At 64.2% G+C, this 24,528-nt stretch carries 35 protein-coding genes and 1 tRNA gene; 29 read left to right on the top strand and 7 right to left on the bottom strand.

Annotated features, from left to right (window positions below; all coding sequences use genetic code 11):
* The first annotated feature begins 1 nt into the window (after position 1).
* The 20 genes from G9Q37_RS14325 (at position 2) to G9Q37_RS14230 (ending at position 10,828) form a co-directional block, all read left to right on the top strand.
* Entirely contained in the window at positions 2 to 1,552 is a 1,551-nt protein-coding gene (locus G9Q37_RS14325; RefSeq protein ID WP_166228123.1) for a glycerol-3-phosphate dehydrogenase/oxidase, read from the top strand.
* Between the two features lie 196 nt (positions 1,553 to 1,748).
* Positions 1,749 to 2,117: a 50S ribosomal protein L14 gene (gene rplN, locus G9Q37_RS14320; protein WP_009514936.1), complete on the top strand. Its 369-nt coding sequence runs from the start codon at positions 1,749 to 1,751 to the stop codon at positions 2,115 to 2,117.
* Positions 2,118 to 2,127: 10 nt separating this feature from the next.
* Positions 2,128 to 2,448, top strand: coding sequence for a 50S ribosomal protein L24 (rplX, locus tag G9Q37_RS14315; protein WP_166228121.1), 321 nt, complete (start codon positions 2,128 to 2,130; stop codon positions 2,446 to 2,448).
* The gene (gene rplE, locus G9Q37_RS14310; RefSeq protein WP_420810290.1) at positions 2,445 to 2,990 is read left to right on the top strand and encodes a 50S ribosomal protein L5; all 546 of its coding nucleotides are present in this window, start codon (positions 2,445 to 2,447) and stop codon (positions 2,988 to 2,990) included. The genes rplX and rplE overlap by 4 nt, the downstream gene beginning before the upstream one ends.
* Before the next feature lie 8 nt (positions 2,991 to 2,998).
* The gene (gene rpsN, locus G9Q37_RS14305) at positions 2,999 to 3,304 is read left to right on the top strand and encodes a 30S ribosomal protein S14 (protein WP_166228116.1); all 306 of its coding nucleotides are present in this window, start codon (positions 2,999 to 3,001) and stop codon (positions 3,302 to 3,304) included.
* Positions 3,305 to 3,322: 18 nt separating this feature from the next.
* Positions 3,323 to 3,718 carry a 30S ribosomal protein S8 gene (rpsH, locus tag G9Q37_RS14300; protein ID WP_166228114.1) on the top strand — a complete coding sequence of 132 codons (396 nt, stop codon included), beginning with the start codon at positions 3,323 to 3,325 and terminating at the stop codon, positions 3,716 to 3,718.
* A gap of 23 nt (positions 3,719 to 3,741) precedes the next feature.
* Positions 3,742 to 4,275 carry a 50S ribosomal protein L6 gene (gene rplF, locus G9Q37_RS14295; RefSeq protein WP_166228112.1) on the top strand — a complete coding sequence of 178 codons (534 nt, stop codon included), beginning with the start codon at positions 3,742 to 3,744 and terminating at the stop codon, positions 4,273 to 4,275.
* Between the two features lie 11 nt (positions 4,276 to 4,286).
* On the top strand, positions 4,287 to 4,655 hold the full coding sequence (gene rplR, locus G9Q37_RS14290) for a 50S ribosomal protein L18 (protein WP_166228110.1): 369 nt from the start codon (positions 4,287 to 4,289) through the stop codon (positions 4,653 to 4,655).
* Positions 4,656 to 4,673: 18 nt separating this feature from the next.
* Positions 4,674 to 5,192: a 30S ribosomal protein S5 gene (gene rpsE, locus G9Q37_RS14285; protein ID WP_070399521.1), complete on the top strand. Its 519-nt coding sequence runs from the start codon at positions 4,674 to 4,676 to the stop codon at positions 5,190 to 5,192.
* A gap of 11 nt (positions 5,193 to 5,203) precedes the next feature.
* Positions 5,204 to 5,386 (top strand): 50S ribosomal protein L30, encoded by a 183-nt coding sequence (rpmD, locus tag G9Q37_RS14280; RefSeq protein WP_166228108.1) that lies wholly within the window; start codon positions 5,204 to 5,206, stop codon positions 5,384 to 5,386.
* A 15-nt stretch (positions 5,387 to 5,401) separates the two neighbouring features.
* Complete coding sequence (gene rplO, locus G9Q37_RS14275) at positions 5,402 to 5,842, top strand: 50S ribosomal protein L15 (protein WP_166228107.1); 441 nt, start codon at positions 5,402 to 5,404, stop codon at positions 5,840 to 5,842.
* A gap of 23 nt (positions 5,843 to 5,865) precedes the next feature.
* Positions 5,866 to 7,185: a preprotein translocase subunit SecY gene (gene secY, locus G9Q37_RS14270; protein WP_166228105.1), complete on the top strand. Its 1,320-nt coding sequence runs from the start codon at positions 5,866 to 5,868 to the stop codon at positions 7,183 to 7,185.
* A gap of 3 nt (positions 7,186 to 7,188) precedes the next feature.
* The gene (gene infA, locus G9Q37_RS14265; RefSeq protein ID WP_009514918.1) at positions 7,189 to 7,407 is read left to right on the top strand and encodes a translation initiation factor IF-1; all 219 of its coding nucleotides are present in this window, start codon (positions 7,189 to 7,191) and stop codon (positions 7,405 to 7,407) included.
* A gap of 42 nt (positions 7,408 to 7,449) precedes the next feature.
* A complete protein-coding gene (gene rpmJ / locus G9Q37_RS14260) occupies positions 7,450 to 7,563 on the top strand; it encodes a 50S ribosomal protein L36 (protein WP_166228103.1) in 114 nt (37 codons plus the stop codon).
* A gap of 21 nt (positions 7,564 to 7,584) precedes the next feature.
* Positions 7,585 to 7,950 (top strand): 30S ribosomal protein S13, encoded by a 366-nt coding sequence (gene rpsM / locus G9Q37_RS14255; protein ID WP_166228101.1) that lies wholly within the window; start codon positions 7,585 to 7,587, stop codon positions 7,948 to 7,950.
* An 18-nt stretch (positions 7,951 to 7,968) separates the two neighbouring features.
* Entirely contained in the window at positions 7,969 to 8,376 is a 408-nt protein-coding gene (gene rpsK / locus G9Q37_RS14250; protein WP_166228099.1) for a 30S ribosomal protein S11, read from the top strand.
* A gap of 161 nt (positions 8,377 to 8,537) precedes the next feature.
* Entirely contained in the window at positions 8,538 to 9,161 is a 624-nt protein-coding gene (gene rpsD / locus G9Q37_RS14245; RefSeq protein WP_166228097.1) for a 30S ribosomal protein S4, read from the top strand.
* Positions 9,162 to 9,264: 103 nt separating this feature from the next.
* The gene (locus G9Q37_RS14240; protein ID WP_166228095.1) at positions 9,265 to 10,248 is read left to right on the top strand and encodes a DNA-directed RNA polymerase subunit alpha; all 984 of its coding nucleotides are present in this window, start codon (positions 9,265 to 9,267) and stop codon (positions 10,246 to 10,248) included.
* A gap of 90 nt (positions 10,249 to 10,338) precedes the next feature.
* Positions 10,339 to 10,734: a 50S ribosomal protein L17 gene (gene rplQ, locus G9Q37_RS14235; protein ID WP_166228092.1), complete on the top strand. Its 396-nt coding sequence runs from the start codon at positions 10,339 to 10,341 to the stop codon at positions 10,732 to 10,734.
* Positions 10,735 to 10,751: 17 nt separating this feature from the next.
* Positions 10,752 to 10,828, top strand: a tRNA-Met gene (locus tag G9Q37_RS14230).
* Between the two features lie 341 nt (positions 10,829 to 11,169).
* Here G9Q37_RS14230 and G9Q37_RS14225 read toward each other — a convergent pair.
* The 3 genes from G9Q37_RS14225 to G9Q37_RS14215 form a co-directional block, all read right to left on the bottom strand.
* Entirely contained in the window at positions 11,170 to 11,388 is a 219-nt protein-coding gene (locus tag G9Q37_RS14225) for a SlyX family protein (protein ID WP_166228090.1), read from the bottom strand.
* 167 nt (positions 11,389 to 11,555) lie between these two features.
* Positions 11,556 to 11,891 carry an SMI1/KNR4 family protein gene (locus G9Q37_RS14220; protein ID WP_166228088.1) on the bottom strand — a complete coding sequence of 112 codons (336 nt, stop codon included), beginning with the start codon at positions 11,889 to 11,891 and terminating at the stop codon, positions 11,556 to 11,558.
* Between the two features lie 70 nt (positions 11,892 to 11,961).
* Positions 11,962 to 12,522 (bottom strand): hypothetical protein, encoded by a 561-nt coding sequence (locus G9Q37_RS14215; protein ID WP_166228086.1) that lies wholly within the window; start codon positions 12,520 to 12,522, stop codon positions 11,962 to 11,964.
* Here G9Q37_RS14215 and G9Q37_RS14210 point away from each other — a divergent pair.
* Positions 12,521 to 12,784 carry a DcrB/PsbP domain-containing protein gene (locus G9Q37_RS14210; protein ID WP_166228084.1) on the top strand — a complete coding sequence of 88 codons (264 nt, stop codon included), beginning with the start codon at positions 12,521 to 12,523 and terminating at the stop codon, positions 12,782 to 12,784. The two genes, G9Q37_RS14215 and G9Q37_RS14210, sit on opposite strands and share 2 nt — an antisense overlap.
* 146 nt (positions 12,785 to 12,930) lie before the next feature.
* On the opposite strand, the gene G9Q37_RS14205 is transcribed toward G9Q37_RS14210, so the two are convergent.
* Positions 12,931 to 13,311, bottom strand: coding sequence for a hypothetical protein (locus G9Q37_RS14205; RefSeq protein ID WP_166228082.1), 381 nt, complete (start codon positions 13,309 to 13,311; stop codon positions 12,931 to 12,933).
* A gap of 787 nt (positions 13,312 to 14,098) precedes the next feature.
* Here G9Q37_RS14205 and G9Q37_RS14200 point away from each other — a divergent pair.
* On the top strand, positions 14,099 to 16,333 hold the full coding sequence (locus G9Q37_RS14200) for a hypothetical protein (protein WP_166228080.1): 2,235 nt from the start codon (positions 14,099 to 14,101) through the stop codon (positions 16,331 to 16,333).
* A gap of 9 nt (positions 16,334 to 16,342) precedes the next feature.
* Entirely contained in the window at positions 16,343 to 16,699 is a 357-nt protein-coding gene (locus tag G9Q37_RS14195) for a hypothetical protein (RefSeq protein ID WP_166228078.1), read from the top strand.
* A 326-nt stretch (positions 16,700 to 17,025) separates the two neighbouring features.
* Here G9Q37_RS14195 and G9Q37_RS14190 read toward each other — a convergent pair whose 3' ends face one another.
* From G9Q37_RS14190 to G9Q37_RS14180, 3 genes are read right to left on the bottom strand one after another with little or no spacing between them, the layout of a single operon-like run.
* On the bottom strand, positions 17,026 to 17,796 hold the full coding sequence (locus G9Q37_RS14190) for an ImmA/IrrE family metallo-endopeptidase (protein ID WP_240936396.1): 771 nt from the start codon (positions 17,794 to 17,796) through the stop codon (positions 17,026 to 17,028).
* Positions 17,789 to 18,193, bottom strand: coding sequence for a hypothetical protein (locus G9Q37_RS14185; RefSeq protein WP_166228076.1), 405 nt, complete (start codon positions 18,191 to 18,193; stop codon positions 17,789 to 17,791). Before G9Q37_RS14185 ends, G9Q37_RS14190 begins: the two co-directional genes overlap by 8 nt.
* Positions 18,190 to 18,807: a hypothetical protein gene (locus G9Q37_RS14180; protein WP_166228074.1), complete on the bottom strand. Its 618-nt coding sequence runs from the start codon at positions 18,805 to 18,807 to the stop codon at positions 18,190 to 18,192. Before G9Q37_RS14180 ends, G9Q37_RS14185 begins: the two co-directional genes overlap by 4 nt.
* A 164-nt stretch (positions 18,808 to 18,971) precedes the next feature.
* Here G9Q37_RS14180 and G9Q37_RS14175 point away from each other — a divergent pair, with 164 nt between their 5' ends.
* The 6 genes from G9Q37_RS14175 to G9Q37_RS14150 all read left to right on the top strand — a co-directional run bounded on the left by G9Q37_RS14175 (position 18,972) and on the right by G9Q37_RS14150 (position 24,236).
* The gene (locus tag G9Q37_RS14175; RefSeq protein WP_166228072.1) at positions 18,972 to 19,196 is read left to right on the top strand and encodes a DUF2188 domain-containing protein; all 225 of its coding nucleotides are present in this window, start codon (positions 18,972 to 18,974) and stop codon (positions 19,194 to 19,196) included.
* Positions 19,197 to 19,318: 122 nt separating this feature from the next.
* Complete coding sequence (locus tag G9Q37_RS14170) at positions 19,319 to 20,872, top strand: nucleotidyl cyclase domain-containing protein (protein WP_166228070.1); 1,554 nt, start codon at positions 19,319 to 19,321, stop codon at positions 20,870 to 20,872.
* On the top strand, positions 20,872 to 22,581 hold the full coding sequence (locus G9Q37_RS14165; protein ID WP_166228068.1) for a ThiF family adenylyltransferase: 1,710 nt from the start codon (positions 20,872 to 20,874) through the stop codon (positions 22,579 to 22,581). Before G9Q37_RS14170 ends, G9Q37_RS14165 begins: the two co-directional genes overlap by 1 nt.
* Positions 22,578 to 23,132 carry a Mov34/MPN/PAD-1 family protein gene (locus G9Q37_RS14160; RefSeq protein ID WP_166228066.1) on the top strand — a complete coding sequence of 185 codons (555 nt, stop codon included), beginning with the start codon at positions 22,578 to 22,580 and terminating at the stop codon, positions 23,130 to 23,132. Before G9Q37_RS14165 ends, G9Q37_RS14160 begins: the two co-directional genes overlap by 4 nt.
* Positions 23,133 to 23,157: 25 nt before the next feature.
* Positions 23,158 to 23,313: an E2 domain-associated cysteine-rich protein gene (locus G9Q37_RS14155; protein ID WP_166228065.1), complete on the top strand. Its 156-nt coding sequence runs from the start codon at positions 23,158 to 23,160 to the stop codon at positions 23,311 to 23,313.
* A 20-nt stretch (positions 23,314 to 23,333) separates the two neighbouring features.
* On the top strand, positions 23,334 to 24,236 hold the full coding sequence (locus G9Q37_RS14150) for a TIR domain-containing protein (RefSeq protein ID WP_240936395.1): 903 nt from the start codon (positions 23,334 to 23,336) through the stop codon (positions 24,234 to 24,236).
* Positions 24,237 to 24,528: the final 292 nt, after the last annotated feature.

Here is a 24,528-nt window from a genome sequence, read left to right as displayed (position 1 = left end):
CATGAGCGCCTGGCGCGGGCCGGTCTGGGCGGCCGTCGATCGCACCCCTGTGTTCGATCTGCTGGTGGTGGGCGGCGGCGCGACCGGCCTGGGCGTGGCGCTCGACGCGGCGCTGCGGGGCTTCTCGGTGGCGCTGTTCGAGTCGCACGATTTCGCGGGCGGCACCTCGTCGCGCGCCACCAAGCTGCTGCACGGCGGTGTGCGCTACCTGGCCCAGGGCAATGTGGCCCTGGTGCGCGAGGCGCTGGCCGAGCGCACCGCCGTGATGGCGATCGCGCCGCACCTGGCGCAACCCCTGCCGTTCGTGATGCCGAGCCGGCACTGGTGGGAAACCCCGTTCTACGGCATCGGCCTCAAGCTCTACGACCTGCTCGCGGGCCGCGCCGGCCTGGGCGCCACCGAATTCCTCGACCGCGCCCGCACGCTCGCGGCCCTGCCGGGCGTGAACCCCGACGGCCTGCGTGGCGGCGTGCGCTACTGGGACGGCCAGTTCGACGACGCCCGGCTGGCGATCGCGCTGGCGCGCAGCGCCGAGGCGGCCGGGGCGCGTGTGCTCAACCACGCCCAGGTGACCGCGATCGCGCCCGACGGCGAGGGCCATTGCGTGACCGTGCGCGACCGCCTGCACGGTGCCGAGCACACCGTGCGCGCGCGCTGCGTGGTCAATGCCACCGGGGTGTGGGTCGATGCGCTGCGCGAGGCCGCCGGCACGCCCTCGCACATGGTGAGCCCGAGCCAGGGCGTGCACGTGGTGGTCGACCGCGCGTTCCTGGGCGGCGAGCACGCACTGCTGGTGCCCAAGACGCAGGACGGCCGCGTGCTGTTCGCGGTGCCCTGGCTGGGCAAGCTCATCCTCGGCACCACCGACACGCCGCGGCAGGATCTGGCGCGCGAGCCCGAGCCCTTTGCCGACGAACTGGCCTTCATCCTCGACGAGGCCTCGCGCGTGCTCAGCCGGCCGGTCCGCCGCGAGGACATCCGCAGCGTGTGGGTCGGCCTGCGCCCGCTCGTGGCGCCGCCCAGCGACGGCGGCGGCGCGACCAAGGGCCTGTCGCGCGAGCACACCGTGCTCGTCGACCCCAATGGCCTGGTCACGGTCACCGGGGGCAAATGGACCACCTATCGCGCCATGGCCGAAGACGTGCTGGACCGCTGCTTCGAGGCCGGGCGGCTGCCGGCTCGGCCCGGGGGGCAGAGCGCGCGCCACCGCCTGGTGGGCGCGCCGCCCTCCGCATCGGTGCCCATCCATGCGGCGCCGGGCTGGCATTTGTATGGGGCCGAGGCCGAGCGCGTGCGCGCCTTGCCCGGCGCCGACCGCCACCTGGGCATGGGGCTCTGCGTGGCCATGGTGCGCTTTGCTGCGCGACATGAGTACGCGCTTACTGTTGAAGATGTGCTGGCGCGCCGTTGGCGCGCCTTGTTCCTCGACGCCGCAGAAGCGGCCCGCATGGCGCCCGAGGTGGCTCAGGTGATGCGCGAGGAGGGCGTGGCCGAACCGCGGCTCGACGATTTCCTGGCACTCGCGCAACGCTACGCAGCCCCGGGCGTTTGACGTCATTTGGCCGGCATGCCATAATGCGCGGCTTCGCCCTTTGGGGTGAAGTGTCTGGCGCAAGCCTTCTGCCCACCGAAAGGGGGCATCCGCCGCGGCAGCAGCCGCATGCAGTGGATGTCACCGGACGACGGGCCCAAGACTGATCGCTGTCGGCCGCGGTGGCCTTCAGGATTCAAGTTGGGACTTAAATCAAATGATTCAAACGCAATCTCGACTCGATGTTGCTGACAACACGGGTGCCAAGTCCGTGATGTGCATCAAGGTGCTCGGTGGCTCCAAGCGTCGCTACGCCAGCGTGGGCGACGTCATCAAGGTCAGCATCAAGGAAGCAGCGCCGCGCGGCCGCGTCAAAAAGGGCGAGGTCTACAACGCTGTGGTGGTGCGCACCGCCAAGGGCATCCGCCGCCAGGATGGCGCGCTGATCAAATTCGACGGCAACGCCGCGGTGTTGCTCAACGCCAAGCTCGAACCCATTGGCACCCGTATCTTCGGCCCGGTCACGCGCGAACTGCGTACCGAGAAGTTCATGAAGATCGTGTCGCTGGCCCCCGAGGTCCTCTGAGGAAGCATCCATGAACAAGATCCGTACCGGTGACGAAGTCATCGTGATCGCCGGCCGCGACAAGGGCAAGCGCGGCAAGGTGCTCTCCCGCGCCGACGAGCAGCACGTCGTGGTCGAGGGCGTCAACACCGTCAAGAAGCACGCCAAGCCGAACCCCATGAAGGGTGTGACCGGCGGCATCGTCGAGAAGACCATGCCCATCGACCAGTCCAACGTGGCGATCTTCAATGCCACCAGCGGCAAGGCCGATCGCGTGGGCATCAAGGTCCTGGCCGATGGCAAGCGCGTGCGCGTGTACAAGTCCAGCGGCGAAGAAATCAAGGTGGCATGACCATGGCACGATTCAAGCAACACTACGCCGAGAAGGTGGTCCCCGAGCTGACCAAGAAGTTCGGCTACAAGTCCGTGATGGAGGTGCCCCGCATCACCAAGATCACGCTGAACATGGGCGTGAGCGAAGCCGTGGCCGACAAGAAGGTCATGGACAACGCCGTTGGCGACCTCACCAAGATCGCCGGCCAGAAGCCCGTCGTGACCAAGGCCCGCAAGGCCATCGCCGGCTTCAAGATCCGTGAACAGCAGGCCATCGGCTGCATGGTCACGCTGCGTGGCGCCCGCATGTACGAATTCCTCGACCGCTTCGTCACCGTGGCCCTGCCCCGCGTGCGCGACTTCCGCGGCATTTCGGGTCGCTCGTTCGATGGCCGTGGCAACTACAACGTCGGCGTCAAGGAACAGATCATCTTCCCCGAGATCGAGTACGACAAGGTCGATGCCCTGCGTGGTCTGAACATCAGCATCACGACGACCGCCAAGACCGACGAGGAGTGCAAGGCACTGCTGGCGGGTTTCCGTTTCCCCTTCAAGAACTGAGGTGGCGCATGGCCAAACAAGCACTGCTCCAACGTGAACTGAAACGCGAGAAGCTCGCCGCCAAGTTCGCCAAGAAATACAACGAACTGAAGTCCATCGCCGGCGACGCCCAGAAGAGCGACGAAGAGCGTGATGCCGCGCGCCTGGCGCTGCAGAAGCTGCCGCGCAACGCGAACCCGACCCGCCAGCGCAACCGCTGCGAGATCACCGGTCGTCCGCGTGGCACCTTCAACCACTTCGGTCTGGCTCGCGCCAAGGTGCGCGAGATGGCGTTCGCCGGTGAAATCCCCGGCATCACCAAAGCCAGCTGGTAAGCCTCAGGAGATCCCCACATGAGCATGAGTGATCCCATCGCCGACATGTTGACCCGCATCCGCAACGCGCAGATGGTCGAGAAGGCCACCGTGTCGATGCCGGCGTCGAAAGTGAAGACGGCGATCGCCCAGGTCCTGAAGGACGAGGGCTACATCGACGGTTTCAAGGTCGTCAACGAAGGCGGCAAGAGCGAACTCGAAATCGCCCTGAAGTACTACGCTGGTCGTCCTGTGATCGAGCGCATCGAGCGCGTCAGCCGCCCCGGCCTGCGCGTTTACCGCGGTCGCAACGCCATCCCTCAGGTGCAGAACGGCCTGGGTGTGGCGATCGTGACCACCCCGCGCGGCGTGATGACCGACCGCAAAGCCCGCGCCAACGGTGTTGGCGGCGAAGTGCTGTGCTACGTCGCCTGATGCGGGCTTCAAGGAGAATTTGAATGTCACGTATTGGAAAACTGCCGGTCACCGTCCCCAGCGGGGTCGAGGTGACCGTCAAGGACGGTTTGGTCAACGTCAAGGGCGCCAACGGTGCGCTCAGCCTGGCGCTGAACAGCCTCGTCAAGATCGATGTCAACGCGGGCAAGATCACCTTCGCCCCGGTGGACGAATCGCGCGACGCCAACGCCATGTCCGGCACCATGCGCCAGCTGGTGAACAACATGGTCACGGGCGTGAGCAAGGGCTTTGAGAAGAAGCTCAGCCTCGTCGGCGTGGGTTTCAAGGCCCAGGCCCAGGGCGCCAAGCTCAACCTCACGGTGGGTTTCTCGCACCCCGTGATCATGGACATGCCGGCCGGCATCAAGGTGGAAACGCCTGCCCCGACCGAAATCCTGATCAAGGGTGCCGACCGCCAGCGTGTCGGCCAGGTGGCCGCCGAAGTGCGCGCCGTGCGTCCGCCCGAGCCCTACAAGGGCAAGGGCATCCGCTATGCGGATGAGAAGGTCGTGATCAAGGAAACCAAGAAGAAATAAGGAGTCCGATCATGTCTCTGACCAAGAAAGAACAACGCCTGCGTCGCGCCCGCCAGACCCGCATCCGCATTGCCCAGCAGGGCGCGGTGCGTCTGACGGTCAACCGCACGAACCTGCACATCTACGCCAGCGTGATCTCCGCCGACGGCGCAAAGGTGCTCGCCTCCGCCTCGACCGCCGAGAAGGAAGTGCGCGCCCAGCTCGGCGCCGCGGGCAAAGGTGGCAACACCGCCGCTGCGTCCCTGATCGGCAAGCGCATTGCCGAGAAGGCCAAGGCCGCCGGTATCGAGAAAGTCGCGTTCGATCGCGCCGGTTTCGCCTACCACGGCCGCGTCAAGGCCCTTGCAGATGCCGCCCGCGAGGCCGGTCTGCAGTTCTGATGAAACGGGATACACGACATGGCTAAGTTTCAGGCAAACATCAAGAACGAAGCGAACGAGGACGGTCTTCGCGAGAAGATGATCGCGATCAACCGCGTGACCAAGGTGGTCAAGGGTGGTCGCATCCTCGGTTTCGCCGCGCTGACCGTGGTCGGCGATGGCGACGGCCGCGTGGGCATGGGCAAAGGCAAGGCACGTGAAGTGCCCGTGGCCGTGCAAAAGGCCATGGAGCAGGCCCGCCGCAACATGATCAAGGTGTCCCTCAAGGACGGCAGCCTGCACCACGCGGTGCACGGCGAGCATGGCGCCTCGAACGTCATGATGCTGCCGGCTGTCAAGGGTACCGGCATCATCGCGGGCGGCCCGATGCGCGCCGTCTTCGAAGTGCTGGGCGTGACCGACGTCGTGGCCAAGAGCCACGGCTCGAGCAACCCCTACAACCTGGTGCGCGCCACCCTGGACGCGCTCGAAAAGTCCACCACCCCGGCTGAAGTTGCTGCCAAGCGCGGCAAGACGGTCGAGGAAATCCTGGGCTGAGAGGAATCACCATGAGCAACACGAACACCGTCACGGTCAAGCTCGTGCGCAGCCCCATCGGCTGCAAAGAGGACCACCGTGCCACCGTGCGCGGCCTGGGCCTGCGCAAGCTCAACAGCACCAGCACGCTGCAGGACACGCCGGCCGTGCGCGGCATGATCAACAAGATCAGCTACCTGGTCCAAGTGCTCTGATCGGAGACCGACGACATGGAACTCAACAACATCAAACCGGCCGATGGCGCCAAGCACGCCAAGCGCCGCGTGGGCCGTGGCATCGGCTCCGGCCTGGGCAAAACCGCCGGCCGTGGTCACAAGGGCCAGAAGTCGCGCGCAGGTGGCTACCACAAGGTGGGCTTCGAAGGCGGCCAGATGCCGCTGCAGCGTCGCCTGCCCAAGCGTGGCTTCAAGTCCGCGCTGCTGCAGTTCAACGCCGAAGTCACGCTGTCGGACCTCAATGGTCTGGAAGCCAAGGAAATCGACGTGCTGCTGCTCAAGCAGCAAGGCCTCGTGCACCAGCTGGCCAAGCGCGTGAAGGTCATCAAGTCCGGTGAGATCACCCGTGCGGTGACCCTCAAGGACGTGGTGCCCACCGCCGGCGCCAAAGCCGCGATCGAAGCCGCTGGCGGCCAGGTGGCCGCCGCCGCCTGATCACGCCCGTTCGAAAGGACTCCGTGGCAACCGCTTCCACGTCCCTGGCCAAGACCGGCAAGTACGGCGACCTGCGTCGCCGGCTGGTCTTCCTGCTGCTGGCACTGGTGGTGTACCGCATTGGCGCGCACATCCCGGTGCCGGGCATCAACCCCGAGCAGCTCCAGCAGCTGTTCCAGGGGCAGCAGGGTGGCATCCTGAGCCTGTTCAACATGTTCTCGGGCGGGGCGCTGTCGCGCTTCACCGTGTTCGCGTTGGGCATCATGCCGTACATCTCGGCATCCATCATCATGCAGCTCATGACCTACGTGGTTCCCACGTTCGAGCAGCTGAAGAAGGAAGGCGAGGCGGGTCGTCGCAAGATCACGCAGTACACGCGCTACGGCACGCTGGCGCTGGCGATCTTCCAGGCCACGGGCATTGCGCTCGCGCTCGAGGGGCAGGCCAACCTGGTGATCGATCCCGGCATGGGCTTTCGCCTCACCGCGGTCGTCAGCCTGGTGGCCGGAACCATGTTCCTGATGTGGCTCGGCGAGCAGATCACCGAGCGTGGTCTGGGCAACGGCATTTCGCTGCTGATCTTCGCGGGCATCGTGGCCGGTCTGCCCAATGCCATTGGCGGTCTGCTCGAGCTGGTTCGCACCGGCGCCATGAACATCCTCGTGGCCCTGTTCATCATCGCCCTCGTGGTGCTGGTGACCTACTTCGTGGTGTTCGTGGAGCGCGGTCAGCGCAAGATCCTCGTGAACTATGCGCGCCGTCAGGTGGGCAACAAGGTGTACGGCGGTCAGTCGTCGCACCTGCCGCTCAAGCTGAACATGGCCGGCGTGATCCCGCCGATCTTCGCTTCGTCGATCATCCTGCTGCCCACCACGGTGGTGAGCTGGGTGAGCACGGGCGATTCCACCCGTTGGCTGCGCGACCTGGCGTCGGCGCTGTCGCCGGGGCAACCGATCTACGTGGCCTTGTACGCAGCGGCGATCATCTTCTTCTGCTTCTTCTACACGGCCCTGGTGTTCAACAGCCGGGAAACCGCCGACAACCTGAAGAAGAGTGGTGCGTTCATTCCGGGCATTCGCCCGGGCGACCAGACGGCGCGCCACATCGACAAGATCCTGCTGCGCCTGACCCTGGCCGGTGCGATCTACATCACCGCGGTGTGCCTGCTGCCGGAGTTCCTGATCCTCGAGTACAACGTGCCGTTCTATTTCGGCGGCACCTCGCTCCTGATCATCGTGGTCGTGACCATGGACTTCATGACCCAGGTGCAGAACTACATGATGTCGCAGCAATACGAGTCGCTGCTGAAGAAGGCCAATTTCAAAACCTCCCTCGGCAACTGAACCATGGCCAAGGACGATGTGATCGAGATGCAAGGGGAGGTGGTCGAAAACCTGCCCAATGCAACTTTCCGGGTCAAGCTGGAGAACGGTCATGTCGTTCTCGGTCACATCTCCGGCAAGATGCGCATGCACTACATCCGCATCCTGCCTGGTGACAAGGTCAAGGTGGAGCTCACGCCCTACGACCTGACCCGCGCCCGCATCGTGTTCCGCGCCAAGTGAAGCGCACGACCTGAACGTTTACTGGATTTCTAGGAGAAGAAAATGAGAGTTTCGGCTTCTGTCAAGAAGATGTGCCGCAACTGCAAGATCATCAAGCGCGCCGGCATCGTGCGCGTGATCTGCACCGATCCCCGCCACAAGCAGCGTCAAGGCTGATCGTTTCGTAAGAGGACTCACATGGCCCGTATTGCAGGCATCAACATTCCGCCGCACAAGCACGCTGAGATCGGTCTGACCGCCATTTTCGGTATCGGCCGCACCCGCGCTCGCCAGATCTGCGACGCTTGCGGCATCGCATACAGCAAGAAGATCAAGGACCTGAGCGACGCCGAGCTCGAGAAGGTGCGCGACCAGGTGAACACCTTCACCATCGAAGGTGACCTGCGCCGTGAAACCACGATGAACATCAAGCGCCTGATGGACATCGGCTGCTACCGTGGCTTCCGTCACCGCCGTGGTCTGCCGATGCGTGGTCAGCGCACCAAGACCAACGCACGCACCCGCAAGGGCCCGCGCAAGGCGGCTCAGTCCTTGAAGAAATAATCGGTTCGAAGGAAAACCATGGCCAAGCAGCAGTCCAGCAACAACGCCGCTGCGCGTGTTCGCAAAAAGGTTCGCAAGAACATTGCGGACGGCATCGCGCACGTGCACGCGTCGTTCAACAACACCATCATCACCATCACCGACCGTCAGGGCAACGCACTGTCGTGGGCTTCTTCCGGTGGCCAGGGCTTCAAGGGTTCGCGCAAATCGACCCCCTTCGCCGCCCAGGTGGCTTCGGAAGTGGCTGGCCGTGCCGCCATGGAACAGGGCATCAAGGAACTCGACGTCGAGATCAAGGGCCCCGGTCCTGGCCGCGAGTCGTCGGTGCGCGCCCTGGGCGCCCTGGGTATCCGCATCAAGTCGATTGCCGATGTGACGCCCGTGCCGCACAACGGCTGCCGCCCCCAGAAGCGCCGCCGCATCTGACCCCCGAATCACCGGCTCTCCGCTTCGGCGGTAGAATGCCGGGTTTTTCGAGCGCCACCGCAGTTCCGCTGCGGTGGCATTTTTGCTAAGCCCACCGCCTCCGCCATCGCGGATGGCTCCCGCAACACGCCGGTTGCGGCAGACAACACAAGGAAACCAACGTGGCACGTTACCTCGGCCCCAAGGCCAAACTTTCCCGTCGCGAAGCCAGCGACCTGTTGCTCAAGAGCGCACGCCGCTCCATCAGCGACAAGGCCAAGTTCGACTCCAAGCCCGGCCAGCACGGCCGCACCTCGGGTCAGCGCACCTCCGACTTCGGCGTGCAGCTGCGCGAGAAGCAGAAGGTCAAGCGCACGTACGGTGTGCTCGAGCGCCAGTTCCGCCGCTACTTCGCCGAGGCCGATCGCCGCCGTGGCAACACCGGCGCCAACCTGCTGTTCCTGCTGGAATCGCGCCTGGACAACGTGGTGTTCCGCATGGGCTTCGCCTCGACCCGCGCCGAAGCCCGCCAGATCGTGTCGCACAAGGCGATCACGGTGAACGGCCAGCCGGTCAACATCCCCTCGTACCTGGTGAAAGCCGGCGACGTGGTGGCCGTGCGCGAGAAGTCCAAGAAGCAGGCCCGTGTGATCGAGGCCCTCGAACTGGCCAAGCAGATCGGTTTCCCCGCCTGGGTGGAAGTGTCGATCGACAAGGTCGAAGGCGTCTTCAAGAAGACCCCCGACCGCGATGAATTCGGCTCGGACATCAACGAGTCGCTCATCGTCGAACTCTATTCGCGTTAATCCCCGTCCCCGGCCCTCGTGGCACGCGCCGCGCTGGCCGGGCCATTCCATGCTCCGTCTGCCTTATCGGTGTAACGAGCCGAGGGTCCTGAAGGAAGTCTGAATGCTCAACAACCTGCTCAAGCCCAAGTCCATCAACGTCGAGCAACTCTCGGCCAACCGCGCCAAGGTCACCCTCGAGCCCTTCGAGCGCGGCTATGGGCACACCCTGGGCAACGCGCTGCGCCGCGTGCTGCTGTCGTCCATGGTGGGCCACGCGCCGACCGAAGTGACGATCGCGGGCGTCGTGCACGAGTACTCCTCCATCGATGGCGTCCAGGAAGACGTCGTCAACCTGCTGCTGAACCTCAAGGGCGTGGTGTTCAAACTCCACAACCGCGACGAAGTCACGCTGAGCCTGCGCAAGGACGGCGAAGGCGTCGTGACCGCTGCCGACATCCAGACGCCGCACGACGTCGAGATCGTCAACCCCGGTCACGTCATCGCGACGCTGTCGGCCGGTGCCAAACTCGACATGCAGATCAAGGTCGAAAAGGGCCGTGGCTACGTGCCGGGTACCCTGCGCCGCGGCGACGACGCTGCCCGCTCGATCGGCCGCATCGTGCTCGATGCTTCGTTCTCGCCGGTCAAGCGCGTGAGCTACACCGTCGAAAGCGCGCGCGTTGAACAGCGCACCGATCTCGACAAACTGGTGCTCGAGATCGAGACCAACGGTTCCATCGGCCCCGAAGAAGCCGTGCGTGCCTCGGCCAAGATCCTCGTCGAGCAACTCGCCGTGTTCGCGCAACTCGAAGGCGCCGAACTGTTCAGCGAAGCGCCCCAGCAGCGCAGCTCGCAGCAGTTCGACCCGATCCTGCTGCGCCCGGTCGACGAGCTCGAACTCACCGTGCGTTCGGCCAACTGCCTCAAGGCCGAGAACATCTACTACATCGGTGACCTGATCCAGCGCACCGAGAACGAACTGCTCAAGACCCCGAACCTGGGTCGCAAGTCGCTCAACGAAATCAAGGAAGTGCTCGCCTCGCGTGGTCTCACGCTGGGCATGAAGCTCGAGAACTGGCCGCCCGCGGGCCTCGACAAGCACTGATAGATCCCCAACCCCTGAGCCTCACGGCCAGACCATGACGAACCGCCGGTACCTGACACGGCCGGCGGCAAAAGACGGAAAGGAAACACCATGCGTCACGGACACGGACTTCGCAAACTCAACCGCACCAGCGAGCACCGCCAGGCGATGCTGCGCAACATGATGAATTCGCTGCTCACGCACGAAGTCATCAAGACCACGGTCCCCAAGGCCAAGGAACTGCGCCGCGTCGTCGAGCCCATGATCACCCTGGCCAAGGAGCCCACGGTGGCGAATCGCCGCCTGGCCTTCGATCGCCTGCGCGACCGCGACGTGGTGGTCAAGCTCTTCAACGAACTGGGTCCGCGCTTCAAGGCGCGTCCGGGCGGCTACACCCGCATCCTGAAGATGGGCTTCCGCGTGGGCGACAACGCGCCCATGGCCCTGGTCGAGCTCGTCGATCGCGCCGAACCGGCTGCTGAAGCCGGTGAAGCCGATAAAGCGTGATATAATTTTTGGCTTGACGCGGAGTGGAGCAGCCTGGTAGCTCGTTGGGCTCATAACCCAAAGGTCGCAAGTTCAAATCTTGCCTCCGCAACCAACAAAATCAAGCACTTGCTTGTCATCAAGGCCCTCGGAAACGAGGGCCTTTTTGTTTGTGTCGAGGTTTGTGACGAGGTCTGTGCCGTCACAAACTCCCCGACAAGCCGTTGCGACCTTTGGGCGATTTGGCGAGGTTCTCGCCCTGTCCACTGACTTATCGAAGCCGATCACGAGCGACTCTTCTGCAGCGAGAGCTGTCAGAGGCGGCTGCTTCAGCCGCGACCGAACTCTGACATCAAGCGGTCGTTCAGCATGTGCAATGACGACTAACTTGATTGAACGGCCGAGAGCGCCCGCGGCTCGCCATCAAATGCGGTATTTGCGGGCGCCCGGGCTTGCTCAATAGTGCGGCGGCAGTTCGTCGCGCAGACTGCGAAAGATGGGGGCGCCGTCAGCCGTGGGCATCTGGTTGCGCAGCGTGGAGAGCTCAGTGGTGAGGCGGTCGATCTGGGCCTGCTGGCGCGCGACGATCTCGTTGAGCGTGTCCAGCAGGTCTTCAGCGAAGCTCGCCTTGATCTCGAGATCGGTGAGGCGGGCATCGGCATCGGTGGGTTCCATCGGTAGTATTGTCTCGCGTCACGCGGTTGACCAACTCCAATGAGGCCTGGGCGGCGCTTTAGCGAATGGCAGCCTCCGGGGTCGTTGCCCGGGCCTCTCCTGCTGGATTTGGGTCCCTCACCAGCCGCTTTGGGCCCTGAGCCGCCGCTCAGTCTTCTCCGAAGCGGTCACTCGCCAAGTGCAGCTTCTCGCTTAAACCCTTTCGCAAGCGTAAGAAAGTCGCTCGCGACTTGGATCGCGGCGTCAGGTTCCATACCAATCGTGGGCAGCATGAATACTGCGCCATCTTTGTCGAAGGCAAACACTTCTCCACCGCCATTGCCTGCGAAAGCTACAAAGCCTGGGGCGTACAGCTCAACCTCTAGTTCCCTGTTGCCACTAGCCACCTCATCGGCGCCCCAAAGGATGATGTCATGGTCCCCCTTGGCAGTGGCCACGATGCCCTCAAACAGGCCGCTTGCGGCGACGTAAGCCCGATAAGCAGGCGGCAGTTCAATGGTCATCGGAGATGTCTCCTTGTGGCCGATGACCGTCATGCTAGCTAAGGCCGAGCTGGGCCCAAAGCAAACATACCTAGTCGCAAAACTGAAAGTAGACGTGGAATAGTCGATCCCATGGAGGTTCGCCAATACTGCGTTCGTCCGGTTCGAAATCGCTGGGGGCTGGCTGCATGAGGTACGCAGGAGAAAGAAGCGCAAAGGTTGTCTTCTCCAAAGCAGTTGCAATTCGACTGCGTCGCAGATCTGGCAGCACTTGCTCGAGCGTGACTAGGTTCTCGATGTCAAGCTGGTCATAGCCCCGCGAACTCCAAGTCCCATCCGGTCGAAGCGACTCACCCCAACCACCTTTCCCCAGAGCGACAACAGGCGCAAGTTTGTGAAAAAAGAGAAGTTGCCCTTCGTAGTTCACCCGCACCTCTCCGTTTTCAGAGTTTCGTCGAACGGCCTCTGCCGGCGAGTACACAAAGACGGACACGAAGCTATCGTACGAACCCATATCGACCAATGACCGAAGATCGGAATGGGAGTCAATTGCAGAGCAAAAGCGTGCGACTGCTTCATGACATTCATCTTCGCTTGTCGCGCTGAGCGGCTCCAGTGCACCGATCTTCAACAAAGTTCGTTCGTCGTACATGGATGTCTGCTTCTGGCCGAACGCGCGGCTAGACCGCACCTCGCAAAACTGCGGCGGCCACCTCGTATGCGAGCTGTTCTGCATCGCCGCGCCCTGGGTTGTCGCCTGGGACCACCTCAATGGCCTCGATCTCCAATACACCGTTGAACTCAGCGTTCGCTCGCCCAACACCCGCGAGGACCTCCTCTCGATGCGCCATCAAATCGAAACGAACGGCTGGGTCTTCACCCTCACTCAACAGACGAATCACATGTGGCCCTGACAAGGGAGCCTTCCCAAACCGGAGAGAGACCAAAACTGCAGTTGGCCCGGTGATGCGCTGAGCGCGGTACGAAACTGAGCGATGGACGTTCATTGGGTGGAGTTTGGCGAAGGTCCGCTACTGGCCGCCTGTAGCCGGTCGCCGATTTAAGACGCCGCCTTGGGGCGCATCTCTCTACCGGTAGGGTCGAGGTCAAGCACAGACTCGTGAAGCGAATAGATTGGCGCCTGCGGGTTCCCTTCCTCGTCCGTCTGGAAAAGTCCCCAGCCGACGCCCTTCAACTCAGGCTCCGACAGTCCGTTGTCTTCGAGCATGTAGCAGAGCTGGCTCAGCAATTCGACTTGGACGCCGCGCGCAATCTGCGAAAGGTCCTCACGCGCCACCCCGGCGGCGACTGCACGCTTCAACGCTGCTCCCATGCCTGCGAAAGAACCCCGAGGGTCCTGTTCCGCTTGCTCGATGTGATAGTCGACCCAGCCGGTGCTGTCTTCCCCAACCACGTGCTGCCAGCACTGGCGAAGGAACAAGTAGCGATGTAGTTGTGGGATGCGTTCGTGGATTTGTGAGCGAGCCCAGGACTCTGGGTCTCGTGCTCCAAGCCGCTCAAAGAGCACTGTGAGTTCGTGAATAGATTCAGGAACGCTCATCTGCGGGCACCTCTCCTCCATGATTCTGGCGTGGCCAGGGGCGATGAATGTCAGCTTCCGGGCGCCATTCTGCAGCGCGAGCGACCGACTGCTTCTGGCCGATTGCGGCAGTCTGCCATGGCTTCATGGGTCACATGCGACAGGCATGGAAGTCCGGCAATCGAATGACTGCAACGTGACGCGGATGCGACGTTCAGAACGGTAGCTCGTCCGACCGCACCCAGTCTTGAGCCAACCGCGACGCCAGGACTTCGGATTCGCAGCGATTGCTGCCGATGGGTGTTGCCAGGCGTACGCAGCTGATAACCACGAAGCGGCTGTTTGGCACAGCGACAGGCGCTGGCCTGAGAGGCGGCTGTTGCGGGTACTGCATTCATAGGGCTTCCGCGACCCTACTGGCGTAGCGCTACTGACCGCTTCCTCATTACCTAGACTGACGGTTTCGACCCCCTTGTCGTCCCTCGCTCAGGTGCCCAAAAACGGTCCCTTAGTGTTTACCCGTCAATCCATCAGCGGTGCCGGCCGCGCCACCGGCCTCGATCTATTGTCCTGGCCGGCTGGACACTTGCGAAACCCCTGAGGCGGCTGCGCTGCTGCGCGCGTTCCCCAGTATTCACAAGAAAGCCGGACTCCCTTAGGATGATTTTTCAAGCGGAGGGGACGACGCATGAAACACGTCATGAGGCGGGCAGTGCGGAGTGCGCTTGGGGCAGGGCTGCTGACGATCGCGGCCGCAGCACCCGCGCAGGCGATGAGAGTGTGGGGCGAAGGTGGCATAGCTACTGCGTACGTCGGCTCCGATCCGACGAAGGGCACGCCAGTTCACATGAAGCTGGTCTTGGTTGCGACCGGCCCGGATGCAGTTCCGCTGACGGTGCACGACCGTCTCGCGGCCTGCCTGCCGCGTTCGGTCGTGGCCGTGGTTAGTGCGCGTGAGTTCTGGGAATCGTTAGACGTCAAGGTAAAGCCGAATACAACCATTGTCCAGGACCTCGCGGTCGCCGGACTGGCGGTGAATGCGGAAAGCTTCAACAGTACCCGAGCTGCGCGCGCCAAGCAGGTGGGAGAGGTTTTCGATGCTGCTCGCACGAAGTTCATGGCCGAGGTGCGGAAGTGCGGCTTGCCGGCCAACGTTGCTGCTGAGGCGCGGCTGGCGATCGTTCCTTACATTTGTCTGGCAAGGGGACCGCGGGCGTGCGACGCCGGGGGCTACCTTGGCCGGCGCGCCCTCCCGAAAGGCGAGCGATTCGCCAAGGTGTACGAGTGGTACCTCACGGCGGGATTGCGTCGGGAGAACGAGTACCTCGAGATCGGGCCTGGCGGGTCACTGACCGCCATCCCTGCGCCGCAGGAGCTGTATGCATTTAAGAAGCAGTTTTGGCCTGCTCCCCGCAGCGCCGAACATGCGCAAGCCTCGTTCGAACGCGGTGTGGTGGAATTGCGTAAGCGCAAGCTCCAGTACGATTACATCGTGCCACGCGTGGCTGCGCTGAAGAAGGACACTGCAGTGCGGCTCACGGACGTGATCGCCAGCCCGTTGCTGAGTGTTCCTTTCCTGCCGGAAGCCGCAGCCGGTTCGCCGCCTTTCAAGCTGCTTCAGGACGAAGTGGCGCGCACCCGTCTCACCGAGTGCGTCCGCTTCAAGGGACAGCAGTTGCCCGAGAAGATCGCTGCATGCGCTGGCTACACCTTGGACAAGAAGGACTTGGCGGCGTGCCTAGGTGGCGGCAATTGCATGCCCCAGCTTGCAAGCACCGGCAATGCTGCGGTGCTAATGCGGCTTGCACCAGGCGATGGCGCCGAACTCCTGAGTTCACAGCTGCCCCGGCTCGCTGGCCAAGCTACGGCGGACGTCGACAAGTACAAGGCTGCCGGACAGGCCTGCGCCAAGCTTCCAGCGGCAGACGCGGCCGTGTGTCTGTCCAAGATCGGCTTGAACGACAAAGACCGGCAATCGCTGGAATGTGCGCAAGCCGTCGCCAAAGGAAAGGCAGGAGCGGGCGGAGCAATGCAATGTGCGACTGCGGCGCTGCCCGACGGCCCGGCTCGCCAGCTCGCCGAATGCATGGCTAAGAACGGCGCGAAGGACCCGAACGCGATCGCGTTGTGTGGTGTGAGCACGCAGCTGCCGCCGGGCGTTCGCGACAATCTGCCCTGCTTGGCAAAGTCATCGAAGGACCAGGTGATGGCCTGCCTCGCGAAGTCGGCGGGTGGGGATATCGGCAATGCAGCCGCATGCTGGGAGAAGTACCCTAACCAATACAACCGCGCTGGGATTTGCCTCGTCGAGGGGAGCTCCGCGTCGAACGACGTCAAGCAATTGGTGGCGTGTGCAGCGTCGCCGAGCGGCTTCGCTGGCTGCGCCTTGCAGAAGAATCTGCACATCCAAGGCGGGGGCGATGCAGGAAAGCTCGCGAATTGCGCGATCCAGTCAGGCGGTGATGGCATGGGCACGCTGGCCTGTATGACCGAGGGCCAACTTACGGCGGAGCAGCAGATCGCGATGCAGTGCGCGGCACAGTCGCCGGATTTCCTAAGCTTCGCCGCCTGCACGGGCGGCCAGCTGTCGATCCGCGAGTTCGGCAAGTGTCAAGGCAAGAAGTTCGGCGAGGAGCCGTGCTTCGGCAAGAACAACGAGATTCGAAAAGCACTAGCCGCGGTAGGTATCGATGTCGGCGACTCGACTGTGCTTGGCCAGGTGGCGAACTTCAACTTGGACGTGTTGAAGGCACAGGTAGCTTTCGCCGAGCAGGCGCTGGGAGCGGCAGGCCAATTTGTCGAAGGGCTGGGCAATGCAGTGGGCAATCTGGCGAGTGGCCTTGGCAACGCTGCGGGGGGCGTTTTGCAAGCGGGAGGCAATGCCATCCGCGACCTCGGCAACGCCTTGGGCATCAGCTTCTGAGAGTCTGCAATGAGCAAGATCTTGTGGGTGTGGCTTCCGCTGGTGGCCGGTTCCGTCGCAGCGGCTGACGTCAAGAGTGACGCCCTGGCCCTCGCAAAGAGCGAAGGTGGGGTTCGCGATGTGGTGAGGCAGTGCTGGGAGTCGGCGCCCAGCGAGCGAGCGAAACTAAAGAAAATGTCTGCCGACTACATGGGGCGACTGAGTTTAGCCACGGGCGTGGCCGCGGTCGAACTGAATGCTGCGCTCGAGGCGGGAGCGGCTGCGGCTGTCGCGAAGGGGAAGCTTAGCGCCGACCAATGCAAAAAAGCACGAGAGTTGATGCCGAAGATGCTGGAAGAGAGGGGGAAGAAGGTGGCTGGCGCGTGATGAGCAAAGACTACCTGCGCCATGCGCCAAGGTTCATCTCATGCACGAAAGATTTTCGAATCGCTATCTGAATAGGGAGAAAATCATGCGGGTAGGACAGGTGATCGACCGCAGCCAGTCTTGAACAGACTTCTAGGCATTGGCCGGCGGCGCTGCAGCGGTTGCAGTCGGTCGCCGGTGAACGCCAAGGTCACGGTTTCTAATCCAAGGCGGCCATTGAGCCACCATGACCTGTGGAAGCGCGATCGACGACAACGGGTCGAAAGCGAAAGTCGTCCTGGAGCGACTGGTCAGCGCCCTCTGTCCCCGCCATTACAAGACACACCTCAACGGCAAGAAGTGCTAAGCGCAATTGTGGTCAGAGCCGATCCGTCCGGAAGCCGCATCGATTGCGTCTCGACTTGCATGCGCCAAACGTCCGGACCGGTGAGCCACCAGTCGCCTTGCTCTTTCTTGGGCGTCGACATGCGATTGGTGGCCTTGAATGCGATGTCGAAGGCGGCCGTGTTGTGGTTGAGCTGACTGACCGGATACAGGTCGAAGGGCCAAGACTTGCTGCGCATGAACCAGCGTCTGCCCCGCATCTCGTGGCACGCCACGCACACGGGCGCGGTCGACCTCTTGGCCATCTTGATCGCCGAAGCGGTGACGCTTGCGTTGAATGCGTCGGCCAGCTCCGCGGCGACGTTGAGCGTCATCTTCCTGCCTTCGAGCCACGGAGTCACCATGTAGTCGGGCAATATGAGCTGGCTCGCATACACGTTCGCGCTTGCCTCGACCGACAGCGCCTCGGTGTTTTGCGGCCCGATCGAATCGCTGGAGCAATTGAACGACGCACGTTGGGCGTCGTTGATCCAGTGCGCCAACTCATGCCCGAGCGAGAAGCGTTGACGGCCCGGATTGTCGTTCGCCGCGATGCTGATCACCGCCTTGTCGCCGTCGGTGAGAAGCCTGGCGGCGCAGCCATCAAGGCGTCGATAGATGACGGTCGCCCCTCTTGAAAGGGCGACTCCCTCAAGATCTATGTGCTCGGGTTTGCGAAAGCCGTGATCCCAAAGAAGCTTTTCCGCCGGTGACAAGGAAGCGACGTCAATCATGTTGATTTGGATCTATCTTCCCAAGCAAAACAAGATCGTCATACGTTGAATTCCAGTCGTTCTCCGACTGCTTGGATCCGTTTCTGAATGCTGTGGCGAGGTTTGGCTCTCTCTGAAACGCGCTTTGCACCAGCTCTTTTATGCGTTCCAAAGCGGGCCTGCTCGTCGGGACTGGCACCTTGGTGGCCTTCTTCACAGCCTTGGTCGCGGCCACCCTGCTTCGTTGAAATTCGGAGACCGCGGCGTCGATCGCCTCGGCCATCTCCCGGGCCACGCGGTCGGGATTGAGGCCGTCCTCGACGAACTCGGCGCGGATCTGCTCGGCCGACGTCTCCACCAAGTCTTTGCTGATCAGCGCCTGGATGGCACTCAGCGTTTTGCGCGCGTCAGTAGTCATGCCTTCCTCCCGCCCGGGTAGTGTTTGTCGACGGTGCGGCGCAGCTTCTTGCGGCCGCTGGCGTAAGCGGTGGCGGTCATTCCGGTGGCCTGCCGGATCTCGTCGGGAGTCATGCCAATCTCCTCGCCGTCCATGATTTCGTGGACTACATCCCCTTGTGCGAAGAGTCCGCGGATCGCGGCCACGTCAGCTTCGGCCGCCGCCTGGCGCGCTTCCCGCTCCTGGCGTTCGATCAGCTCCTCCTCGACGCTGGGGTGGTGGCGCTCCGGCTCGGAGAGGTGGGGGTTGTCCACGCCGTCCTCCGTGGCCAGCGCCTCGGCGCGGCGGTCCACTTTCTGCTTGACGGAGTTCTGCGAGCCATTGGCGATGCTCCTCATGCACTCCATCAGGAAGGCCACGAGGTCGACCGTCTTCGGCCATGGCCGGCCCCGCTCCCCGTCCTCTCGCTCGCCCGAGGTGCCTATCAGGGCGCGCTTGACGGCCTCGCTGAACAGCTCCCGGCCGCTCGCGAACTCGCTGCCAAGCGCCATGACGTCGCCCTGGCGGTAAAGCCGGAGCCTCTCGTCCACGGTCAGCCGTCTGAGCGCCTCGATCAGCTCGTCGACGGTCGCCATTTCGTCTGGGGGTCTTTTGCTTGTCACTACGCCTCCAAGGGTCGCCATGGACGTGTGCGGTCGTTTTCGCGATCGCGGACATCCGCCCGGCGATGTCCGCGAATCGCCGAGTCACCGCACACATTACCAGCAGCAATCTCGCTGCGCTAACAGGGACTCAGACCATGAGCAAACGCAATCAGCACGTCGTCCCGCGCGACGATGGATGGGCGATCCGGGGAGCCGGCGCCAAGCGCGACACTGGCCACTTCGACCGCAAGCAGGACGCGGTCGACCGCGCCCGCGAGATCACCCAGAACCAGGGCACGGAACTGGTGATCCACGGCCGCGACGGGCAAATCCAGTCGAAGGACAGCCACGGCCACGACCCGTCCCCGCCCAAGGGTTGACGGAAACGGTATGCACTGGACAAAAGCACAGGTCTAATTAAGATGGGCGCTACATATTGGGCCTCGGTGCCTAACGGGCCCCATATTTAGTGTTTCGCCGGCAACGGCAAGGAAAGCGAAATATGGCGAAGCGCACGTGGAACAAGCAGACTGCCCAGGACCGCATCGACGCGCGGTTGGCGGAAGTGAAGACGGTGGAGATCCGCGACTACGGCCGCGACACCGACCTCAATGGGCTCGCCAACGGCGTGGCCTACCGCGTGGACGGGGTGCACGTCTACGTCGACATCCTGAACCTCGACGAGATGCTCGGCACCACCAACTTCGAGGGGGTTACGGTCCACAAGCGGACCTTGCGCTTCCTGAACCTGCATTTCCGCGCCGCGCGCAACATCCTGGTGGACGTCGACGCGATCGAGGTCGACTTCCACAACCAGCGGCTCCACGCGGTGTTCGCCAAGCCCTACGACGACGAGGCCAAGCGCATCCATCGCGCGGTGGCTACCGCGCAGCTCGTGATCGACGTGCTGGCGCGCACCGGTGAGGGCGGAGACGATCCGCTGCCGGCAGCGAAGGTCCGCGTCGGCATCGACTCGGGCGAGGCGCTGGCCGTCAACAACGGGCGCCGCGGGCACCGCGAGCCGCTGTTCCTGGGCTGCGCCGCGAACCTCGCGGCCAAGCGCGCCGGAGGCGGCACCAAAGCGGGGATCTTCATGACCAACAACGCGCGCTCCGCGGTGGGCTGGTCCGAGGTGTCCAACGTCGACACGATCCCGCTGACCACCGAGGAGATCGAGCAGTCAAAGGACCAGGCGAAGCTGGGCATCACGGTGGACTCAGTGGTCAAGACCTGGGAGGAGGACCTCGAGAAGCTCCCCATCGGGGCCTTCGAGTTCTCCGCGCACACGCCGCCGTTCGCCACGCTGGACCTCGAGCTGCTCACGCCGAAGAACTCGCGGCGCCAGGATAGCGTGTCGATCTACGCCGACATCGACGGTTTTACCAGCTACGTCGACGAGCGTATCGACGACGACGAGCCGGCCAAGGACGTCGTCAGGGCTCTGCATGTGCTGCGCGCGGAGCTCGACGCGACGCTCCACGCCGACTTCGCTGGCCGCAAGATCCGCTTCATCGGCGACTGCGTGCATGGAGTGCTGGTCGAGGGGACGGCGGCCACCACCGACGCCGAGGACAGCGCGAAGAACGCGCTGCTGTGCGCCGCCGCCCTGCGCAGCAGCTTCAAGCTGGCCCTCGAGCGGCTCGATGGCGCGGGCGTGGACGTCGGCAGCATGGGCCTGGCCGTGGGCTGCGACTACGGCACCCAGGCCATCACGCGCCTGGGCATGAAGGGCGAGATGCTGCGCTGCGTGGTCGGCCGGGCGGTCCTGCGCTCCGAGGAGGAGCAGCGCCGCTGCGACGGGCAGCAGACCGCGATGGGCGAGGCGCTGGCGAAGGCCGCGCCGGCCGCGTTCCGCGACCACTTCGGAACCTCGCGGCGCCGCTCTGGCTTCGATTACGACGCCGCCCTCGCGGTGCTGGCCAAGGCCGAGGAGGCCAAGAAGGCCGAGGCGAGCCGCGCCAGGGGGCTGCTGCGCCCGGCTACTGCGGCGGCGGCCGGCTTCTCGTTCCCGGCGCGCGCCGCCTCGCCCTCGAAGACGCCGGCGGGATTCGCCTGATGTGGTTCATCACGCGCGTCGGCCGATACAACCACGAGCGGGACGCCATTGGCGAGCTCGCCGCCGAGCCGTGGATCGAGAACATCAGGTGGCGGCTCGACCGGGGGTTGTTCGTGGACGCCGACATCGTGGTCGCGGAAGTCCGGCGTCCGGTCACGCTCGCGTATCCCGATATCTTCCCGTTCGCGCCGCCGTCCGTGCGGCCGCGCGAGGGCGGCGAGCGCTGGAGCATCCATCAATACGGCCCTGGCGGCGAGCTGTGCCTCGAGCACCGCTCGGATAACTGGCAGGAGCACGTGACCGGCGCCGACGTGCTGCGCAGCGCCCACCGGTTGCTGTCGACCGAAGCAGGCGCGACCGGCGGCCCCGACGCCTCGCGCGTTGTGCCCTCCGCGCATCGCGTCAGCTTAGGACAGCGCCTCCGCTCGGAACCCATGCGGCTTGTCGAGACCGAGGCGCTGGCGGCCGCGGTCGCGGCGGCCAGCGAGCCGCGCGCCATGACGGCGCGGATGCTGGTCACCGGCCGCAACTTCGTGCTGTTCGTCGTGAAAATCACCCAGCCTGGTGGCGCCGAGTGGCGCGACCCCACCCTCCCGGAGCCGATCGGCCGATACGAGTTCGAGACTGGCCACGTGATCGCCTTGCCCTCCGGCGACGCGCGGCTCGGGCAAGTCGCGGTCGCCGCGGCGCGCGGCGCGCGGGCGCTGCGTTCGCTCCTATTCCGCGCAGATCTCGCCTTCGAGTCCTCGGAGACGCTGGTGCTTTCGCTCCCCACGGGCGTGCGGGCGTTCCACGTCGATCCGAAGGACGACGCCGTGATTGAATACGCGATCGTGCCGCCCAACCCTGGGCAGAGGGCCGCTCCTGGCCGCGAGGCGTTCGGCGAGAAGCTCGTGGGCGTGCTCGGCGCGGGCTCCATGGGCAGCAAGGTGGCCGCGAGCCTCGCGCGCGCCGGTGTGACCAAGTTCCTGCTGATCGACGACGACGTGCTCGGCGCCGAGAACATCCCCCGCCATGAGCTCGACTGGCTCGCGGTCGGCGCTCACAAGGTCGACGCGCTCGCCGAGCGGCTGAAGCTGTTGCGGCCGGGGGCGACGATCGACTCGCGCAGGCTGAGCTTAGGAGGGCAAGAGAGCAGCGGGTCGCTGCACGGCGCGCTCGCGGCGCTCGCCAAGTGCGACTTGATCGTGGACGCCAGCGGCAGCGACGCCGCCTTCAACTACGCTGCCGGCGTCGCGGCCGAGAGCGAGCGGCCGATGATCTGGGGGCGCGTGTTCGGGGGCGGCTACGGCGGCATGGTGGCGCGCTCGCGCCCAGGCCTTGACCCCACTCCGCTCGACGCGCGAGCGTCCATTCACGCCTGGTGCGCCAATCCTCATTTTCCGAAGCCGCCCAAGGCGACGGTTGACTACGGCGCCGAGGGAGCCGACGGGGAGCCCATGGTCGCCGACGACGCCGACGTGGCGCAGATCGCGGCGAGCCTGGCCAGACTCGCGATCGACGCACTGTTGGCCGCGCCCGAGTCGTCGTTCGAGAGCTCTGCCTACATGATCGGGTTGCGAAAGGAGTGGATCTTCACCGGCGCATTCGATGTCTGGCCCGTCGACCTGGGCGCGCCATCGGCCCGTAGGGCGGAGCCGCCGAGCGAGGCCGAGGTGGAGCGGGCGGTGGAGGCCTTGACGGCGCTGCTTCCGAAGGAGTCCACGTGATCGAGGTCGTGCTGCCGGCTAACGTGGCCGTAAAGTTGCGCCGGGAGCTGCGGCGCGCGGGTGACCGCGAGATCGGCGGCGTACTCGCGGGCGAGGATCTCGGCGGCGGCCGCTTTCTGGTCGCGGACCTCTCGGTGCAGCGCTCAGGCGGCGGTGTGGCCCACTTTGTTCGCGATCCGGGCGCCCACCGCAGGTTCATGCGACGCTTCCTCGCGCGCACCGGCAACGACTACACGCGCTTCAACTACCTCGGCGAATGGCACTCGCACCCGAGCTTCCCGGCGCTGCCCAGCGGCACCGACTTGCGGCAAATGCAGGGGCTGATCGAAGAGCGAGGCCAGCCGGCCAACTTCCTCGTCCTGCTTGTCGTGAAGCTTGGCCGAGGTGGCGAGATCGAGGCCACGGGGCACGCGTTCCGCCGCGGCGCGCATGTTGTGCAGGCGCGCGTGGCGCGCGAAGAGGGCGGGGAGGTTCTTGCGCCCAAGACGCCGTTCGAGCGGCTCTCGGGAACGTGGATGGCATGGCGACGAGAGGGCGCGAAGTGGCTATGAGCCGACGAACAACGCAGCCGGCAGCGTGCAGCACCAATTCCGGCTGCGCAACTGCGGCGACGACGCCCTGGATGCGTACGAGCTTGCCACGTCGCTGCTGGCGGAAGAGCAGCTATGGGCCGCCTACAGGCGCGCCCATTGTTGCGCAACGGTGGACGAATGCCCGCTGCGGGCGGGCTGACAGATTCGAGGAACGATCAGATGGCTTTGATTGACAAGTACCTTGGTGAAGAAGGTAAGCGCCTCAGGCTGGATGCGCTGCTGGCCCAGAAGCTGGTTGGTGGCAAGGAAGACCTAGCAGGCGAGCTGGAAGCCGTCACCGAGTTCATGCCGACGAGTGCCGGCCAGATCCTCATCGAACAGGAGGGCGACGACACTGACATCTACTTTATCGTCGCTGGTGAATTCTCCGTCATCGTGAACGGGCGCGTACTAAATAAGCGTGTCGTAAACGACCACATCGGTGAGATGGCGGCCATCGAGCCATCTCAGGTTCGGGCCGCGACCATTCGGGCCGAGGCGGACGGCGTGGTGGCCAAAATCTCTGAGGCGAGCTTCGCGCAAATCGCCAGCCGTCACGCGGGGGTCTACCGCGCCATCGCTCGTGAGCTGTCACGCCGCCTGAAGCAGCGCAACTCTCTGGTCGCTGGCACCAATGACAAGGTGCGGGTCCTCATCGTCTCATCCGTCGAGGCGCTGCCAGTGGCCAGGGCCGTCAAGGAGGAGTTCGACCACGACAAGCTTTTTGTCGACATCTGGACGGACATCTTCCGCGCCACCTTCTACACGCTGGACGACCTGGAGCGCAAGCTGGCGGACAGCGACTTCGTCATCGCCATCGCGCAGGGTGACGACATCGTGGAGGTCAGGGACGACAAGTGGCCGGCGCCACGTGACAACGTCATCTTTGAGCTGGCACTGGCGATGGGTATGTTGGGACGGCACCGCGCCATCCTGATGGAGCCGCGCGAAGACAAGGTGAAGTTGCCCAGCGACATGGCGGGCGTGACGACTGTCACCTACAAGAAGGGCGCGGACGGCAGACCCGACATCGGCGCTGCCTGCAACAAGCTGCGCCGATTGTTTGAGGAAGGGCCCCGATGACCGTCAATAGCCGGTCGGGCGGCGCAAACTAACTGTCCGCCGCCAGTCGAGGCTGTGTGAAAACTCCGTCGAGCCGTGTTTTTTGGGGTCCTTCACCCCTTGGCCCATGCGAGAAAACGCATCCTGGACCCATCTGAGAGGTCGAGTTGTGGAGTGATGCTCACCGCATCGAGTTTTCACACAGCCTCAGTCTGCAGCGGCCCGTCGTTGATCTGTATGTCATTGCGGGCGCGTTGACCGGTAGACTCCAAGCGCCGCGCGGCACGCGCGGCGCTTGTCAACGAAAACTGGA

It is taken from the genome of Hydrogenophaga crocea, assembly GCF_011388215.1.
GTDB classification, from domain to species: Bacteria; Pseudomonadota; Gammaproteobacteria; order Burkholderiales; family Burkholderiaceae_C; genus Hydrogenophaga; species Hydrogenophaga crocea.
The sequence above is the reverse complement of the archived record's forward strand: the minus strand, read 5'-3'. Positions and strand labels throughout refer to the sequence as shown.